Raw genomic sequence first — 16,300 nt, 5'->3', positions numbered from 1 at the left:
GGTGGTCGACGACCACCGATTGCTCGCCGAGGCGCTGGCCTCGGCGCTGAAACTGCGCGGGCACCGGGTGCTCGCGGCGGCGGCGCCTGCCGCGGGGGCGGCGGAGCTGGTGATCAGCCGGGCGCCCGAGGTGTGCCTGCTGGGGACGGCCACGCCGGCCGAGCCGGGGATGTTCGACCCGGTCGTACGGATCAAGCAGGAGCGGCCGCAGGTGGCGGTGCTGGTGCTGGGCCCGGTGCCCAGCCCTCGGGGGATCGCCGCCGCCTTCGCCGCGGGGGCCTCCGGTTATGTGCGGCACGACGAGCGCATCGAGGGAGTCGAGCGGGCGATCATGAAGGCCCGGGCGGGAGAGGCGGCGGTTGCCCCGCAGTTGCTTCAGGGGGCGTTCAGCGAGCTGCTGAACCCCGCGGCCCAGCCGGACGACGAGGGACAGCGGCTGCTGCAGATGCTGACGCCCAGGGAGGTGGAGGTGCTGGTGCGGGTGGCCGACGGGGAGGACACGCGGCTGATCGCGGCGGGGATGGGGATAGCGCCGTCCACCGCCCGTACCCATGTGCAGCGGGTGCTGATGAAGCTGGGGGTGGGGTCCCGGCTGGAGGCGGCGGCGCTGGCGGCTCGGACGGGGTTGCTGGACCGGGCGGGGCCGGTGGGAGGGCCTCCGGCGGTTGGGCCGTGATGCCTGCGGAGGCCCCGCCCGATCGGGCGTCCCCTACGCGCCGCTAATCACCCGGCTTCTCGTCCGGTACCGCCTCCGGTACCGGCGGCGGAGTCGGGCGCAACTTCAGCCAGACCAGGAAGAAGATGCCCAGGAGCAGCATCCCGAGGCCGGTCCAGAGGTTGATGTTGATGCCCTCCGACTTGTCGAGGGAGGAGTCGGAGGGGTTGATGCCGGCGATCGTGACGATGATGCCGTAGAGGACGAACAGGCCGCCGATGATGCGGCGCAGGTCGAAGATGCGGGCCGCGGTGGCCGACTGGGCCTGGAGTTCGGTGACTTCCCGCTGGACGTCGTGTTCGGAGTAGCCGTGGGGCTCGGACATGGTTCCTCAATTCTCCCGCGGTCAGAACGAGAACGGGATGTAGCAGGCGGCCGCGAGCACGATCGCGCCCCAGCCCAGCAGGGCAGGCCTGCGGTACCAGGCGTCGTCGCCGGCGGCGGGGGGCTCGGACATGCCGGGGGACGTCGTGCCGTAGACGAGGCCCTGGAGTTCCTCGGCGGGCTTGGGGGCCGTGAAGAGCGACACGGCGACCATGACCACCCCACCGGCCACGAAGCCCACGATCGCGGAGACGAAGTTGGCGCCCTGGTCGGAGGGGATGTCGATGATGCCCTGCTTGTAGATCCAGAAGTAGTTCACCATCGCCGCCACCGTGCCGGCGAGCAGGCCCCAGAAGCCCGACTTCACGGACGCGCGCTTCCAGAACATGCCGACGATGAAGACGACGAACATCGGCACGTTGAAGAAGGAGAACAGCGTCTGGAGGTAGCTCATGATGTTCGAGAACGAGGACGCCAGGAACGCCGTGCCGAGGGACGCGCAGACGCCGATCACCGTGATCAGGCGGCCGAAGCGGACGTAGTACCCGTCGTCACGGCCCCTCTCCACGTAGCGGGCCCAGATGTCGTTCGTGAACACCGTGTTGAAGGACGAGACGTTCGCCGCCATGCCCGCCATGAAGGCGGCCAGGAGGCCGGTGACCGCGATGCCCAGGACTCCGTTCGGCAGGAGCTGTTCCATCAGATAGGGGATGGCGTCGTTGTACTGGTAGCCCGAGTCGGAGGTGCCGAAGCCGGGGATCAGGGCCGCGGCCGTCAGGCCCGGGATCATCACCAGGAACACGATGAAGATCTTCGGGAAGGCCGCGATCAGCGGGGTGCGCTGGGCCGCGCTCAGGTTCTTCGCCGACAGCGCTCGCTGGACCTCCGCGAAGTTCGTCGTCCAGTAGCCGAAGGACAGGACGAAGCCGAGGCCCAGGACGATCGTCAGCCAGTTCGCGCCCAGCGGGTTCGCGCTGCCGATGCCCGTGCCGCCCCATGCCGTCGTGAAGTTCGCCCCATGATCCGCGGTCAGCTTGTCGGTCAGGCCGTCCCAGCCGCCCACCCTCTTCAGGCCCAGCACGGAGAGCGGAATGAGGGCCGCCAGGATCACGAAGAACTGGAGGACCTCGTTGTAGATCGCGGAGGAGAGCCCGCCGAGGGTGATGTAGGCGAGGACGAAGGCGCCCGCCACCACGATCGCCACCCACTGCGGCCAGCCCAGCAGGGCCTCGACCACGATCGCCAGGGCGTAGAGGTTCACCCCCGCGATCAGGATGGCCGCGAAGGCGAACAGGGCCGAACTGAGCAGGTGTGCCCACTTGTCGAAGCGCAGGAGCAGCATCTCGGGGACCGAGCGCACCTTGCTGCCGTAGTAGAAGGGCATCATCACCAGGCCCAGGAAGACCATGGCCGGGATGGCGCCGATCCAGTACCAGTGGACCGTATAGGCGCCGTACTGCGCGCTGTTGGCGGCCATCCCCAGGATCTCCGTGGCGGCCAGGTTGGCCGAGATGAAGGCGAGACCCGTGATCCAGGCCGGCAGTGAACGGCCGGAGAGGAAGAAGTCCAGGCTCGTCTTCACCGATCGCCGGGCCGCGAAACCGATGCCGAGGACGACGACGAAGTAGATGCCCAGGATCGTGTAGTCGAGCCAGTTGGTGGGGAGCCGGAGCTCGGCTGCCAGGTATGCGCCTTTTGTGGGGTTTTGCATAGTCAACAAGTGAACACCTCGACTGATGCGCTTTGTTTGATTCTGATGTTGACGTGGGTGGGCGGTTATGGTTACTTGTGTTTAGTTATGTTTGAGTGAAGGAGTCCAGCGGTGAAGAAGACCTCGACCCGGCTGGCCGACGGTCGCGAGCTCATCTACTACGACCTGCGCGACGACACCGTCCGCGACGCCGTGGACCGGCGTCCGCTGGAGCGGACTGTCACCACGTCCGAGGTTCGTCGGGATCCGCTGCTCGGCGACTCCGTGGCCATCGCCTCGCACCGACAGGGGCGCACCTACCACCCGCCGGCGGACGAGTGCCCGCTGTGCCCTTCGCAGGGTGAGCGACTGAGTGAGATCCCGGACTCGTCGTACGACGCCGTGGTCTTCGAGAACCGTTTCCCCTCGCTGGCCGGCGACTCGGGGCGCTGTGAGGTCGTCTGCTTCACCTCGGACCACAACTCGTCCTTCGCCGACCTCACGGAGGAGCAGGCGCGGCTCGTCCTGGACGCATGGACCGACAGGACGTCGGAGCTGTCGCATCTGCCCTCCGTAGAGCAGGTCTTCTGCTTCGAGAACCGGGGTGCGGAGATCGGTGTAACCCTGGGTCACCCGCATGGCCAGATCTACGCCTACCCGTTCACCACCCCCCGCACCGCCCTGATGCTGCGTTCTCTCGCCGCCCACAAGGAGGCGACCGGGGGTGAGAACCTCTTCGACGCCGTCCTGGAGCGCGAGCTCGCCGACGAGCGGGTCGTCCTGGAGACCGAGCACTGGGTCGCCTTCGTGCCCTACGCGGCGCACTGGCCGTACGAGGTGCACCTCTACCCGAAGCGCCGGGTTCCGGATCTGCTCGGCCTCGACGAGGACGCGCGCACAGAGTTTCCCCAGGTGTATCTGGAACTCTTGAGGCGCTTCGACCGGATATTCGGGGAGAGCGAGTCTTCGACGCCGTACATCGCCGCCTGGCACCAGGCGCCGTTCGGCCAGTTGGAGGAGTTCGAGGGCGTCCACCGGGACGACTTCGCGCTGCACCTGGAGCTTTTCACCATTCGCCGTACGTCCGGCAAGCTGAAGTTCCTCGCGGGTTCCGAGTCGGGCATGAACGTCTTCATCAATGACATCCGACCGGAGTCCGCGGCACAGCGACTGCGAGAGGTAGCGAGTTCATGAAGTACCTGGTGACAGGTGGCGCGGGGTATGTCGGCAGTGTCGTGGCCCAGCACCTGCTGGAGGCGGGGCACGAGGTCGTCGTCCTCGACAACCTCTCCACCGGCTTCCGCGAGGGCGTCCCGGCCGGAGCCGCGTTCATCGAGGGCGACATCCGCGACGCCGCCAAGTGGCTGGACTCCTCCTTCGACGGCGTCCTGCACTTCGCCGCCTTCTCGCAGGTCGGCGAGTCGGTCGTGAAGCCCGAGAAGTACTGGGAGAACAACGTCGGCGGCACCATGGCGCTGCTCGGCGCCATGCGCGAGGCCGGCGTGCGCCGACTCGTCTTCTCCTCCACGGCCGCCACCTACGGGGAGCCCGAAGAGGTGCCGATCGTCGAGTCGGCGCCGACCAGGCCCACCAACCCGTACGGCGCCTCCAAGCTCGCCGTCGACTTCATGATCACCAGCGAGGCGAACGCGCACGGCCTCGGCGCCGTCTCCCTGCGCTACTTCAACGTCGCCGGCGCGTACGGCAAGCAGGGCGAGCGGCACGACCCCGAGTCGCACCTCATCCCGCTGGTCCTCCAGGTCGCGCAGGGCAGGCGCGAGGCGATCAACGTCTTCGGCGACGACTACCCGACCCCGGACGGCACCTGCGTCCGCGACTACATCCACGTCGCCGACCTGGCCGAGGCCCACCTCCTCGCCATCAAGGCCGCCACCGCGGGCGAGCACCTCATCTGCAACCTCGGCAACGGCGAGGGCTTCTCCGTCCGCCAGGTCATCGAGACGGTCCGCAAGGTGACCGGCCACCCGATCCCCGAGGTCGTGGCCCCGCGCCGGGGCGGCGACCCGGCCACCCTGGTCGCCTCCGCCGCCACCGCCCGCGAGAAGCTGGGCTGGAACCCGTCCCGCGCGGATCTCGCGGGGATCGTCGCGGACGCTTGGGAGTTCGCTCAGACCATCAGCGCAGCAAGGGAGCAGTAGTGGCGGCACAGCAGGTCCGGGACGGTTTCGTCGAGCTCTACGGAACCGAGCCCGAGGGTGTCTGGTCGGCGCCGGGCCGCGTCAACCTCATCGGTGAGCACACCGACTACAACGACGGCTTCGTGATGCCCTTCGCGCTGCCGCACACCGCGGTCGCGGCTGTCTCCCGGCGCACGGACGGCGTCCTGCGCCTGCACTCCTCGGACGTCGAGGGCTCGGTAGTGGAGCTGCGCCTCGACGACCTCGCGCCGGAGAGCGACAGGAACTGGACCGCGTACCCGGCCGGTGTCGTCTGGGCGCTGCGCGAGGCCGGACATCCGGTCACCGGCGCGGACGTCCACCTCGCCTCTACGGTCCCGGCGGGCGCGGGCCTGTCCTCCTCGGCGGCCCTGGAGGTCGTCGTCGCGCTCGCGCTGAACGACCTGTACGACCTCGGTCTCCAGCGCTGGCAGCTGGCCCGCCTGTGCCAGCGCGCCGAGAACGTCTACGTCGGCGCCCCCACCGGGATCATGGACCAGACCGCGTCCGCCTGCTGCGAGGCGGGCCACGCCCTGTTCCTCGACACCCGGGACCTCTCCCAGAAGCAGATCCCCTTCGACCTCGCCGCCGAGGGCATGGTGCTGCTCGTCGTCGACACCCGCGTCAAGCACTCGCACAGCGAGGGCGAGTACGGCAAGCGCCGCGCGGGCTGCGAGCGGGGTGCGGCGCTGCTGGGCGTGGACGCGCTGCGGGACATCCCCTACGGCGAGCTCGACGCGGCCCTCGAGAGGCTCGGCGACGACGAGGAAGCGGTCCGCCTGGTCCGCCACATCGTCACCGAGGACGAGCGGGTCGAGAAGACCGTCGCCCTGCTGGAGTCGGGTGAGACCCGCGCGATCGGCTCCGTGCTGGTCGCCGGCCACGCCTCGCTGCGCGACGACTTCCGCATCTCCTGCCCGGAGCTGGACCTGGTCGTCGACACGGCCCTCGCCTCGGGTGCCCTGGGCGCCCGGATGACCGGCGGCGGCTTCGGCGGCTCGGCGATCGTGCTGGCGGAGGCGGCCGACGTGGAGCCCCTCACCAAGGCGGTCCAAGAGGCCTTCGCCGCAGCGGAGTTCACCGCTCCGCGGGTGTTCGAGGCGGTGCCCTCGGCAGGCGCGCGGCGCCTGGTCTGAGACCGACTGACCGCTGTTTTGCCCGGCTTGATCCGAACTTGGGGAAAGCCGGGCCTCTCCCTGGCGTACGCCCCAGTAGCGTCGGGAGCGTGAGTCGAGGGCGCCATCGCATCCTGTCGGCGATCGGCATCGGCTGCTACGCGCTGGCCGCGATCGTCGGCTTCTTCCTCCTGGCGGGCCACCATGGCTCCGGTCTCCTGGTGCCCCTGTGGATCGCGCACGGCGTGGTCCTGGCTGTGCTGCTGACGAAGCTCGCCGCGGACGAGACGGGCCTTTCCGCTGCGCTGGTCGTGGTCGGCGCCTCCCTGGTGGCGGTGTACTTCGCCGACCTGGCCCGCGACGACCTCGCCCTGGAGCGGCGGGGCGAGCGGATCACCGCCACCGTCGTAAAGGAGTGGCTCGCCCCGAACCAGGGGCGGGAGGTCAACACCTACGACTACGCACTCGCGCGCCGCGACGGCACCAGGGTCCGGGGCCCCGCCCTCCAGGCCCGGTCCGGCACCTTCGCCGTCGGCCAGACCGTCACGGTGCTCGCGGACCCCGAGGGCGTGCTGCGCCCCCGTACCCCCGGCGACGCGGACGCGACCGGCACCGTCCTGGGCGTGGGCGCGTTCGCACTGCTCGCCCTCGGCATCGTCGCGGCCACGGCCCGCCGGGGCGCGATCGTCGTACGGCAGCGGGAGGAGGGGGCCCGGCTGGCGGAGCAGGAACACACGCTCCGCGAGGCCCTGCGCACGGCGTCGGCCGATGTGCACGGCTTCGTCGAGGTCCACCCCGGCCACTATCCCGACGTCTCCCACCGCCGCGCGGCCGGCATCGCCGGGGAGCTGGGTCTGCAGCCGGCGGACGAGCCGGGCTCCTGGCGCTTCAGGCGCTGAGCCGCTTGGTCAGCGTGTACTCCGTGATCCCCGGCGGATAGTCCGGGATCACGCACACCACCTCGTATCCCCGTTTCCGGTAGAACTCCGGTGCCTGGAAGTCCCATGTCTCCAGGCGTACGGCGCTACAGCCCCGGCCGCGACGGGCCAGGCGCTCCGCCCGTGCGAGCAACTGCGAACCCAGGCCCGCGCCGCGGTGCCGTTCGTCTACCCACAGGTAGGTCACGTGCAGCCAGCTCGTCCAGGTGTGGCCGACCAGTCCGCCCGCGAGGGCACCGGAGTCGTCCAACGCCCAGACATGGAGCGGAAGTTCCCGTTCACCTGGGGTTCCGCGCAGCGCGCGCAGGATCGGGGAGGCCGCCGTGTTCGTCTCCCGCAGCCGGGAGCGCAGCAGATCGCGTCGGGCTTTGTCGACTTCTGTCTCCAGACGAAACATGCGGCTCACCATAAACGCACCGGACAGCCAGTTCTGCAAATAACCTTCCGCTCCTGCCCCCCGGCCGTACCCTGATGAACAGCACCGGTGGGGGCCGGTGCTGATCAGGGGGCGAGACAGTCGGGTACGGCGCCCGAAGTGGGGGTAGCAGTTCTTGCACGGCGACGGCCGTGCGGCCATCGTGCTTCGTGAGTCGTACCCGCGGCGGTGTCGTCTCCCGAGTCGTCCTCAGACGATGACGATGGGTATCCCCTGCTCTTCGAGAGCTTGGGGAAGGGGGTTTCGTGGTTCGCATCCGAGTCCTGGTCGTCGACGACCATCGCATCTTCGCCGAGTCGCTCGCCGCCGCACTGGCGGCCGAGCCCGACGTGGAGGTCTCCGCGGCCGGCAGCGGTCCCGCCGCGCTGCGCAGTCTGGAGCGCGCGGCCGCCGAGGGCCGCCGTTTCGACGTGCTGCTCGTCGACGCAGATCTGGGCGGCAACGTCCAGGGCATCAGGCCCGCCGTGTCCGTGCAGGACGGCAACGAAGAGGGGCTGGTCGACGGCATATCGCTGGTCGCCGGGGTCCGTACGGGACAGCCGGCGGTCCGTATCGTCGTGCTCGCGGAGAAGGACGATCCGCGGCGGGCCGCGCTCGCCCTGCAGGCCGGCGCCTCGGGCTGGGTCGCCAAGGACTGCTCGCTGTCCCGGCTGCTCACCGTCATCCGGGGGGTGCTGCGGGAGGAGACCCATCTGCCGCCCGCCCTGCTCACCGGCGTGCTCAGGGAGCTCACCGCCGCCCGCAAGCACCGCACCGAGAGCGAGCAGCTGGTGGAGTCCCTCACCCCGCGCGAGCGGGAGGTGCTGCGCTGCATGGTGGCCGGGCTCGGCCGCAAGGCGGTCGCGGAGAGACTGTTCCTGTCCCCGCACACCGTGCGCACGCACATGCAGAACGTCCTCGGCAAGCTGGGCGTCCACTCCACCCTGGCCGCCGTCGCCCTGGCCCGCCGCGCGGGCGTGGGACCGGTCGACCTAGCCGGGGATGTTGTCGAACGGGGCGGTCAGCTGGCGTAGCAGCCCGGCCAGTTCCCCGCGCTGGGCGCGGGAGAGCTCGGCGAGGATCGCGCGTTCCTGTTCCAGCAGACCGGCGAGGGCCTGGTCCGCGCGGTCCTTGCCGTCCTCCGTGAGCCTGACCAGCACCCCTCGCCGGTCGCTCGGGTCGGGCAGCCGCTCCACCAGGCCCTTCTTGGCCAGGCGGTCGATGCGGTTGGTCATCGTGCCCGAAGTGACCAGAGTCTGTGTCAGCAGCTGTCCGGGGGAGAGCTGATACGGCGTCCCCGCGCGCCTGAGCGCGGTCAGCACGTCGAACTCCCAGGGCTCCAGGCTGTGCTCGGCGAAGGCCAGCCGGCGTGCCCGGTCCAGGTGCCGGGCCAGTCTGCTCACCCGGCTGAGCACCTCGAGCGGTTCCACGTCGAGGTCAGGGCGCTCCCGGCGCCACGCAGCGACCAGCCGATCGACCTCGTCCTCCATGACGATCAGTGTAGTGGTTGTGTCGATGTGAAGTCTCTTGATGTCGAGTCTCTTGACATCAAGATAAGTGGGTGGGGAAAGTGAGGGGCATGACGACCCCCACCTGGGACCCGACCCAGTACCTCCGCCACGCGGACCACCGCGCCCGCCCCTTCACCGACCTCCTCGCCCGCGTCCCGGACCTGCCGGGAGACCCGCCCCTGATCGCCGACCTGGGCTGCGGCCCCGGCAACATGACGGCGGTGCTCGCCGCACGCTGGCCCACGGCCCGGATCACCGGCTACGACAACTCGGCCGAGATGCTCGACAAGGCGCAGGTCGAGTACGCGGGCCCCACGTCCGGCGGCGGGCACCTCGACTTCGCCCACGCGGACGTGCGCACCTGGGCGCCCTCACAGCCGTACGACCTCATCGTCAGCAATGCGACGCTGCAGTGGGTGCCGGGGCACGTGGAGCGTTTCGCCGACTGGATCGCCGGTCTCGCACCCGGTGGCACCTTCGCCTTCCAGGTGCCCGGCAACTTCGACTCCCCGAGCCACCGGCTGATGCGCGAACTCGCCGGGTCCATGGGCCTCGCGGAGACACTGCGCCACGACGACGCCGTCCTCGCGCCCCAGGCCTATCTGGCGGCGCTGGCCGACCTGGGCTGCGAGGTGGACGCGTGGGAGACGACTTACGTGCACCTGCTGCAGGGCCAGGATCCGGTCCTGGACTGGGTCAAGGGAACCGGTCTGCGCCCGGTACTGACCGCCCTCGCCGACGACCCACAGGCCAGGGAGGAGTTCGTGACCGCCTACCGGGCGGCCCTGCGCGAGGCGTATCCGGCCGGGCCGCACGGCACGCCGTTCCCGTTCCGCCGCATCTTCGCCGTCGCCCGAAAGGAAGGCTGATGCTCGCCACCTGCACCTGGAGATCGAGAACGACTTCAGACCGGCGGTGCCTCTCCTCGTACGACCCCGTGGGGAACCGGCTGGAGTTCCTTGTTTGACCGGGGCGGGCCGGGTCACCCGCTGTGATGTCAGCGGAGTCGACCAGCGCATGGGAGTGAGACCGGTGGCAGGAGACCAGAAGGCCAAGGGCAAGAAGGAACAGGCCAAGGGCAAGGCCAAGGAGGTTGTGGGCCGTGCGGTCGGCAACGAGCGCATGGAGGCCGAGGGCCGCATGGAGCAGTCCAAGGGTGACGCGCGCCAGGCCAAGGAGAAGACCAAGGACACCTTCAAGCACTGACGCTGCGAAAACGTACGACGGCCCGTGCACCCTGGGTGCACGGGCCGGTGCCGGGTCAGCTCTTTCTGCGGCCTATCAGGCGCGGCTTCGCCTCCAGCCCGTCCAGGCCGTGCCACGCCAGGTTCACCAGATGCGCCGCCACCTCCGCCTTCTTCGGGCGGCGCACGTCCAGCCACCACTGGCCGGTCAGGGCGACCATGCCGACCAGGGCCTGGGCGTACAGCGGGGCCAGCTTGGGATCGAAGCCGCGCCGCTTGAACTCGCGGCCCAGGATGTCCTCGACCTGCGTGGCGATGTCCGAGATCAGCGAGGCGAAGGAGCCCGTGGACTGCGGGATCGGGGAGTCACGGACCAGGATGCGGAAGCCGTCCGTGTACTCCTCGATGTAGTCGAGGAGAGCGAAGGCCGCCTGTTCGCACAGTTCGCGGGGGTGGCCGGCGGTCAGCGAACTCGTCACCATGTCCAGCAGGCGCCGCATCTCACGGTCCACCACCACCGCGTACAGGCCCTCCTTGCCGCCGAAGTGCTCGTACACCACCGGCTTCGAGACGCCCGCCTTCGCCGCGATCTCCTCCACCGACGTGGCCTCGAAGCCCTTCGAGGCGAAGAGCGTGCGACCGATCTCCAGCAACTGGGCGCGGCGCTCGGCCCCCGTCATCCGGGTGCGCCGGGCACGCCGCGGCTTTGCTTCGTTGCTCGGGGTACTGCTGGAGTCGGTCGCCACGGCGTCCATCATGCCGCCTCGGCGGCCTCCTTCTTGCGCCGGGAGCCGTCCCCGTCCGTGTTCCGGCGGGAATCGATACGCGAGCGTGACGGCCAGCGCACGTCGTAGGCCCAGCCGAGCATCTCGAACCAGCGGATGATCCGCGCCGAGGAGTCCAGCTGGCCCCGCATCACCCCGTGCCGCGCCGAGGTCGGGTCGGCGTGGTGCAGGTTGTGCCAGGACTCACCGCAGGACAGCACGGCCAGCCACCACACGTTGCCCGAGCGGTCCCGCGACTTGAACGGCCGCTTGCCGACCGCGTGGCAGATCGAGTTGATCGACCAGGTCACGTGGTGCAACAGGCAGACCCGGACCAGCGAGCCCCAGAAGAATCCGGTGAACGCGCCCCACCAGGACATCGTCACCAGTCCGCCGATCACGGCGGGCAGGGCCAGCGAGAGCATCGTCCAGAAGATGAACTGGCGCGAGATCGCCCGGATCGCCGGGTCCTTGACGAGATCCGGCGCGTACTTCTCCTGCGGGGTCTGCTCCTCGTCGAACATCCAGGCGATGTGGGCCCACCACAGGCCCTTCATCAGCGCCGGGACCGTCTCCCCGAACCGCCATGGCGAGTGGGGGTCGCCCTCGGCGTCGGAGAACTTGTGGTGCTTGCGGTGGTCGGCCACCCACCGCACCAGCGGCCCCTCGACCGCCAGCGACCCCATGATCGCCAGCGCGATTCTCAGTGGCCGTTTGGCCTTGAAGGAGCCGTGCGTGAAGTAGCGGTGGAAGCCGATCGTGATGCCGTGGCAGCCGAGGTAGTAGAAGAAGACCAGAAGGCCCAGATCGAGCCAGCTCACACCCCAGCCCCACGCCAACGGCACCGCCGCGAGCAGGGCGAGGAACGGGACGGTGATGAAGAGGAGCAGCGTGATCTGTTCGAGCGACCGCTTCTGCTCACCGCCCAGCGTCGCGGAGGGTGGTGTCGAGCCGTCGGTCGCCTTCGGGGCGTCTGCGATCACATCGGAGCGCGTGGTCATGGGCGTCCCCTGTGGGGTTTCGAGGATTTGAGACGGGTGCCGGGCTGCGGGAATCCTTCCCGGGTTCCGTTACGACGGTCCCTACGGTTCCGTAACCTACGGCGTCGTAAGTATGGCAGTGCGGCGCCCGGCGGCAAGAGCCCGAGAGTCTGCGCGTCCGCATGGACACCTATCCTTGGAGTCGGTCGGACAGCGCGGTCCGCTCTGATTTCTTCCCGGATGTCCGGCTCGTATGCGGCGGCTGCCGCAGGGCCGCACTCCGGGTTCCCCTCCCGGACGAGCTTCAACACTGCAAGGAGCCGCACCTGTGAGCAGTGCCGACGACCTGACTACGAGCGCCACGTCGACCAGTAGTGAGTTGCGCGCCGACATCCGCCGGCTGGGCGACCTCCTGGGCGAGACCCTCGTCCGCCAGGAGGGCCCCGAGCTGCTGGAACTCGTCGAGAAGGTCCGCCGCCTCACCCGTGAGGACGGCGAGGCCGCCGCCGAGCTGCTGCGCGGCATCGAACTGGAGACCGCCGCCAAGCTGGTGCGCGCCTTCTCCACCTACTTCCACCTGGCCAACGTCACCGAGCAGGTCCACCGCGGCCGCGAACTGCGGGCCAGACGCGCCGCCGAGGGCGGTCTCCTCGCCCGCACGGCCGACCGTCTCAAGGACGCCGACCCCGAGCACCTGCGCCAGAGCGTCGCCAACCTCAACGTCCGCCCGGTCTTCACCGCCCACCCGACCGAGGCCGCGCGCCGCTCGGTGCTGAACAAGCTCCGCCGCATCGCCGCGCTCCTGGAGACGCCGGTCATCGAGACGGACCGCCGCCGCTACGACACCCGTCTGGCCGAGAACATCGACCTCGTCTGGCAGACCGACGAACTGCGTGTCGTCCGTCCCGAGCCCGCCGACGAGGCCCGCAACGCCATCTACTACCTCGACGAGCTGCACGCCGGTGCCGTCGGCGACGTCCTGGAGGACCTGACGGCCGAGCTGGAGCGCGTCGGCGTCCGGATCCCCGATGCCACCCGCCCCCTCACCTTCGGCACCTGGATCGGCGGCGACCGCGACGGCAACCCCAACGTCACCCCCCAGGTCACCTGGGACGTCCTGATCCTCCAGCACGAGCACGGCATCAACGACGCCCTGGAGCTCATCGACGAGCTGCGCGGCTTCCTGTCGAACTCCATCCGCTACACCGGCGCCACCGAGGAACTCCTGGAGTCCCTGAAGGCCGACCTGGAGCGCCTGCCGGAGATCAGCCCCCGCTACAAGCGCCTCAACGCCGAGGAGCCGTACCGCCTCAAGGCCACCTGCATCCGGCAGAAGCTGGAGAACACCAAGACCCGCCTGGCCAAGGGCATCCCGCACGAGGACGGCCGCGACTACCTCGGCACCAGCGAGCTCCTGAGCGACCTGACCCTGATCCAGACCTCGCTCAGGGAACACCGCGGCGGCCTGTTCGCCGACGGCCGGATGGACCGCACCATCCGCACCCTGTCCGCCTTCGGCCTCCAGCTCGCCACGATGGACGTCCGCGAGCACGCCGACGCCCACCACCACGCCCTCGGCCAGCTCTTCGACCGGCTCGGCGAGGAGTCCTGGCGGTATGTGGACATGCCCCGCGAGTACCGCGCCAAGCTGCTCGCGAAGGAGCTGCGCTCCCGCAGGCCCCTCGCGCCCACCCCGGCACCGGTCGACGCGGCCGGCGAGAAGACCCTCGGTGTCTTCCAGACCGTGAAGCGGGCCCTTGCGGTCTTCGGACCCGAGGTCATCGAGTCGTACATCATCTCGATGTGCCAGGGCGCCGACGACGTCTTCGCCGCCGCCGTCCTCGCCCGTGAGGCCGGCCTGCTCGATCTGCACGCCGGCTGGGCGAAGATCGGCATCGTGCCGCTCCTGGAGACCACCGACGAGCTCAAGGCCGCCGACACCATCCTGGAGGACATGCTCTCCGACCCGTCGTACCGCAGGCTCGTGGCCCTGCGCGGGGACGTCCAGGAGGTCATGCTCGGCTACTCCGACTCCTCGAAGTTCGGCGGCATCACCACCAGCCAGTGGGAGATCCACCGGGCGCAGCGGCGGCTGCGTGACGTGGCGCACCGCCATGGGGTGCGGCTGCGGCTGTTCCACGGCCGCGGCGGCACCGTCGGCCGTGGTGGCGGCCCCTCCCACGACGCCATCCTCGCCCAGCCCTGGGGCACCCTGGAGGGCGAGATCAAGGTCACCGAGCAGGGCGAGGTCATTTCCGACAAGTACCTCGTGCCGTCGCTGGCCCGCGAGAACCTGGAACTCACGGTCGCGGCCACGCTCCAGGCGTCCGCCCTGCACACCGCCCCCCGCCAGTCCGACGAGGCGCTGGCCCGCTGGGACGCGGCGATGGACGTCGTCTCCGATGCCGCGCACGCCGCGTACCGCAGGCTCGTCGAGGACCCGGACCTGCCGACGTACTTCCTCGCGTCGACGCCGGTGGACCAGCTCGCCGACCTGCACCTCGGCTCGCGGCCCTCCCGCCGCCCCGGCTCGGGCGTCTCCCTCGACGGACTGCGTGCCATCCCGTGGGTGTTCGGCTGGACCCAGTCCCGGCAGATCGTCCCCGGCTGGTTCGGCGTCGGCTCCGGGCTGAAGGCGCTGCGCGAGGCGGGCCTGGACACCGTCCTGGACGAGATGCACGAGCAGTGGCACTTCTTCCGGAACTTCATCTCCAACGTCGAGATGACGCTCGCGAAGACCGACCTGCGCATCGCGCGCCACTACGTCGAGACCCTCGTCCCCGCCGAGCTCCAGCACGTCTTCGCCGACATCGAGGCCGAGCACGAACTGACCGTCCGCGAGGTCCTGAAGATCACCGGCGAGGACGAACTCCTCGACGCCACCCCGGTCCTCAAGCAGACCTTCACCATCCGCGACGCCTACCTGGACCCGATCTCGTATCTCCAGGTGACGCTGCTCAAGCGCCAGCGCGACGCGGCGGCCGCGGGCGAAGAGCCCGACCCGCTGCTCTCACGCGCCCTGCTCCTCACGGTCAACGGCGTGGCCGCGGGCCTGCGCAACACCGGCTGAGCCCGCGCACACAGCGGTGCCCCCGAGCCGGCCGGCTCGGGGGCACCGCTTTTCGGTTCTACGTCAGGCCCGGCGCCGCCTGACGACGAGGTAACCGCCGGCCGCCAGCAGCGCCGCCGAGACACCCGAGAGCAGGCCGACGGGGGCGCCGTTCCCGGTCTCCGCGAGATCACCGCTGGAACCCTGCGCGGAAGCGGAAGCAGCAGGGGAGGAAGAGGCCGACGGGGAGGCCCCGGCCTCAGCGGAATCGCTGGGCTCGGCGCTGGGGGAGGCGGATTCGCCCGACCCGGGAGTGGTGGAGGGCGACGCGGTGGGCGTGGCCGTACCGCCGCCGCCTTCCTCGTCCGCGCAGTCCGTCCAGAACACCTTGTGCTTGGCGGCGCCGTTCTCGCCCTCGAAGTTCCAGAACAGCTTGTAGTGCCCGTCGGGCAGTGACAGGTCGTCCGTGCGGCCGTGGCCGTCGGTGTCCAGCGTGATCTCGCCGGACTTCACGGTCTCGCCCTTGACGTCGGCCGTCGGGGCCCAGGCCTCGATGTGCCAGTCGACCTCCTGGACGGCGTCGAAGCCGAAGGCGTCGAGGTAGAAGGTGCAGACGTGCGGCTCGTTCTTACGGAGCTCTTCGCCCGTGGTGGCGTCGTGGATCTTCACGGTTCCGTTGTCACCGGGAGCGGTGGCGTGGGCGACCGGAGCGACCAGAAAGGCCGCCGAGGCGAGGGCGCACACGGCGCCGACGCGGGAGAGGGTACGCATGGGGCAGTAATCCATCTTCGAGAGTGGAACGGGAAGATGTGGAGGGGGCGGCTCAGCTTCCAACCGTGACTGACCTCTGGTCAATCACGAACAGAGAACACTCATGTTCTCCACAGAAGCGGGAAGCGGCGAAAGCGGTCAGATGGATACGAAAGCCGCCGTGAGCAGTGCGATCCCCGACCCCGCCAGCACCCACGCGAACCGCGTCCTGCGCAGCCCGCCCGCCACGACCACCGACGCGAGCAGCAGCGCCCCGCCCATCGGCACCCAGGAATACAGCACCCCGGCCGGTCCGGACCGCACGACATCGGCGGTGCCGGGCTTCACCACCACCGTGTACGTCTGCCCCTTGCGCACGGCCACCGTCTTCTCGATGACGACCCGGCCCCGCGCCTGCGACCCGTGCGACAACGGCGTGTACGGACCGCTGCACATGTCCTGCGCACACCGCGCCACCTCGATCGTGCCGCGCTCCCGCCCCTTGGTCAGCATCACGTACTGCGCGCTGCCCCAGGACGCCCACACCCCCGCGATCAGGATCAGCACCGCGACCACCCCCATCGACGCGAGCCGTCCGAACCGCAGCGCGGCGACCGAGGCCTGGTGGGAGGTGAGGGCTGTGGCAGGCATGGCCGGGATCATTGGCCATGGCCCCGCGCGTGGTCAA

General features: G+C 69.9%; 17 protein-coding genes. 9 read left to right on the top strand and 8 right to left on the bottom strand.

Features of this window, described 5'->3' with window-relative positions:
* Position 1 precedes the first annotated feature (1 nt).
* Entirely contained in the window at positions 2-676 is a 675-nt protein-coding gene (locus RNB18_RS49005; protein ID WP_311720629.1) for a helix-turn-helix transcriptional regulator, read from the top strand.
* A gap of 43 nt (positions 677-719) precedes the next feature.
* Here the strand turns inward: RNB18_RS49005 and RNB18_RS49000 are convergent, their stop codons facing one another.
* Both RNB18_RS49000 and RNB18_RS48995 read right to left on the bottom strand, forming a co-directional pair.
* Positions 720-1,040 carry a hypothetical protein gene (locus RNB18_RS49000; protein ID WP_311720628.1) on the bottom strand — a complete coding sequence of 107 codons (321 nt, stop codon included), beginning with the start codon at positions 1,038-1,040 and terminating at the stop codon, positions 720-722.
* Positions 1,041-1,061: 21 nt separating this feature from the next.
* Positions 1,062-2,750 carry a sodium:solute symporter family protein gene (locus RNB18_RS48995; RefSeq protein WP_311720627.1) on the bottom strand — a complete coding sequence of 563 codons (1,689 nt, stop codon included), beginning with the start codon at positions 2,748-2,750 and terminating at the stop codon, positions 1,062-1,064.
* A gap of 111 nt (positions 2,751-2,861) precedes the next feature.
* On the opposite strand from RNB18_RS48995, the gene galT reads away from it, so the two are divergent.
* The 4 genes from galT (at position 2,862) to RNB18_RS48975 (ending at position 6,920) form a co-directional block, all read left to right on the top strand.
* Positions 2,862-3,923 carry a galactose-1-phosphate uridylyltransferase gene (gene galT, locus RNB18_RS48990; RefSeq protein ID WP_311720626.1) on the top strand — a complete coding sequence of 354 codons (1,062 nt, stop codon included), beginning with the start codon at positions 2,862-2,864 and terminating at the stop codon, positions 3,921-3,923.
* Positions 3,920-4,888 (top strand): UDP-glucose 4-epimerase GalE, encoded by a 969-nt coding sequence (galE, locus tag RNB18_RS48985; RefSeq protein ID WP_311720625.1) that lies wholly within the window; start codon positions 3,920-3,922, stop codon positions 4,886-4,888. The genes galT and galE overlap by 4 nt, the downstream gene beginning before the upstream one ends.
* Positions 4,888-6,042, top strand: a complete 1,155-nt coding sequence (galK, locus tag RNB18_RS48980) for a galactokinase (protein WP_311720624.1) — start codon at positions 4,888-4,890, stop codon at positions 6,040-6,042. The genes galE and galK overlap by 1 nt, the downstream gene beginning before the upstream one ends.
* Before the next feature lie 89 nt (positions 6,043-6,131).
* Entirely contained in the window at positions 6,132-6,920 is a 789-nt protein-coding gene (locus tag RNB18_RS48975; protein WP_311720623.1) for a hypothetical protein, read from the top strand.
* On the opposite strand, the gene RNB18_RS48970 is transcribed toward RNB18_RS48975, so the two are convergent.
* Positions 6,910-7,368: a GNAT family N-acetyltransferase gene (locus tag RNB18_RS48970; protein WP_311720622.1), complete on the bottom strand. Its 459-nt coding sequence runs from the start codon at positions 7,366-7,368 to the stop codon at positions 6,910-6,912. The two genes, RNB18_RS48975 and RNB18_RS48970, sit on opposite strands and share 11 nt — an antisense overlap.
* A gap of 272 nt (positions 7,369-7,640) precedes the next feature.
* Here RNB18_RS48970 and RNB18_RS48965 point away from each other — a divergent pair, with 272 nt between their 5' ends.
* Positions 7,641-8,408 carry a LuxR C-terminal-related transcriptional regulator gene (locus RNB18_RS48965; RefSeq protein WP_057610411.1) on the top strand — a complete coding sequence of 256 codons (768 nt, stop codon included), beginning with the start codon at positions 7,641-7,643 and terminating at the stop codon, positions 8,406-8,408.
* Here the strand turns inward: RNB18_RS48965 and RNB18_RS48960 are convergent.
* Positions 8,367-8,864 carry a MarR family winged helix-turn-helix transcriptional regulator gene (locus tag RNB18_RS48960; protein WP_007382615.1) on the bottom strand — a complete coding sequence of 166 codons (498 nt, stop codon included), beginning with the start codon at positions 8,862-8,864 and terminating at the stop codon, positions 8,367-8,369. The two genes, RNB18_RS48965 and RNB18_RS48960, sit on opposite strands and share 42 nt — an antisense overlap.
* Positions 8,865-8,953: 89 nt before the next feature.
* Here RNB18_RS48960 and RNB18_RS48955 point away from each other — a divergent pair, with 89 nt between their 5' ends.
* A complete protein-coding gene (locus tag RNB18_RS48955) occupies positions 8,954-9,754 on the top strand; it encodes a trans-aconitate 2-methyltransferase (protein ID WP_311720621.1) in 801 nt (266 codons plus the stop codon).
* Between the two features lie 163 nt (positions 9,755-9,917).
* The gene (locus RNB18_RS48950; RefSeq protein WP_311720620.1) at positions 9,918-10,091 is read left to right on the top strand and encodes a CsbD family protein; all 174 of its coding nucleotides are present in this window, start codon (positions 9,918-9,920) and stop codon (positions 10,089-10,091) included.
* Positions 10,092-10,146: 55 nt separating this feature from the next.
* Here RNB18_RS48950 and RNB18_RS48945 read toward each other — a convergent pair whose 3' ends face one another.
* Positions 10,147-10,827 carry a TetR/AcrR family transcriptional regulator gene (locus tag RNB18_RS48945; RefSeq protein WP_057610408.1) on the bottom strand — a complete coding sequence of 227 codons (681 nt, stop codon included), beginning with the start codon at positions 10,825-10,827 and terminating at the stop codon, positions 10,147-10,149.
* Positions 10,824-11,834 carry an acyl-CoA desaturase gene (locus RNB18_RS48940; protein WP_057610407.1) on the bottom strand — a complete coding sequence of 337 codons (1,011 nt, stop codon included), beginning with the start codon at positions 11,832-11,834 and terminating at the stop codon, positions 10,824-10,826. Before RNB18_RS48940 ends, RNB18_RS48945 begins: the two co-directional genes overlap by 4 nt.
* Positions 11,835-12,141: 307 nt before the next feature.
* On the opposite strand from RNB18_RS48940, the gene ppc reads away from it, so the two are divergent.
* The gene (ppc, locus tag RNB18_RS48935) at positions 12,142-14,883 is read left to right on the top strand and encodes a phosphoenolpyruvate carboxylase (protein WP_311720619.1); all 2,742 of its coding nucleotides are present in this window, start codon (positions 12,142-12,144) and stop codon (positions 14,881-14,883) included.
* Between the two features lie 63 nt (positions 14,884-14,946).
* Here ppc and RNB18_RS48930 read toward each other — a convergent pair whose 3' ends face one another.
* Together RNB18_RS48930 and RNB18_RS48925 are read right to left on the bottom strand one after the other, a co-directional pair.
* Positions 14,947-15,633: an LPXTG cell wall anchor domain-containing protein gene (locus RNB18_RS48930; RefSeq protein ID WP_311720618.1), complete on the bottom strand. Its 687-nt coding sequence runs from the start codon at positions 15,631-15,633 to the stop codon at positions 14,947-14,949.
* Positions 15,634-15,771: 138 nt separating this feature from the next.
* Positions 15,772-16,275, bottom strand: coding sequence for a hypothetical protein (locus RNB18_RS48925; protein WP_311720617.1), 504 nt, complete (start codon positions 16,273-16,275; stop codon positions 15,772-15,774).
* Positions 16,276-16,300 lie beyond the last annotated feature (25 nt).

This window comes from Streptomyces doebereineriae (genome assembly GCF_031845645.1).
Lineage (GTDB): Bacteria > Actinomycetota > Actinomycetes > Streptomycetales > Streptomycetaceae > Streptomyces > Streptomyces canus.
The sequence above is the reverse complement of the archived record's forward strand: the minus strand, read 5'-3'. Positions and strand labels throughout refer to the sequence as shown.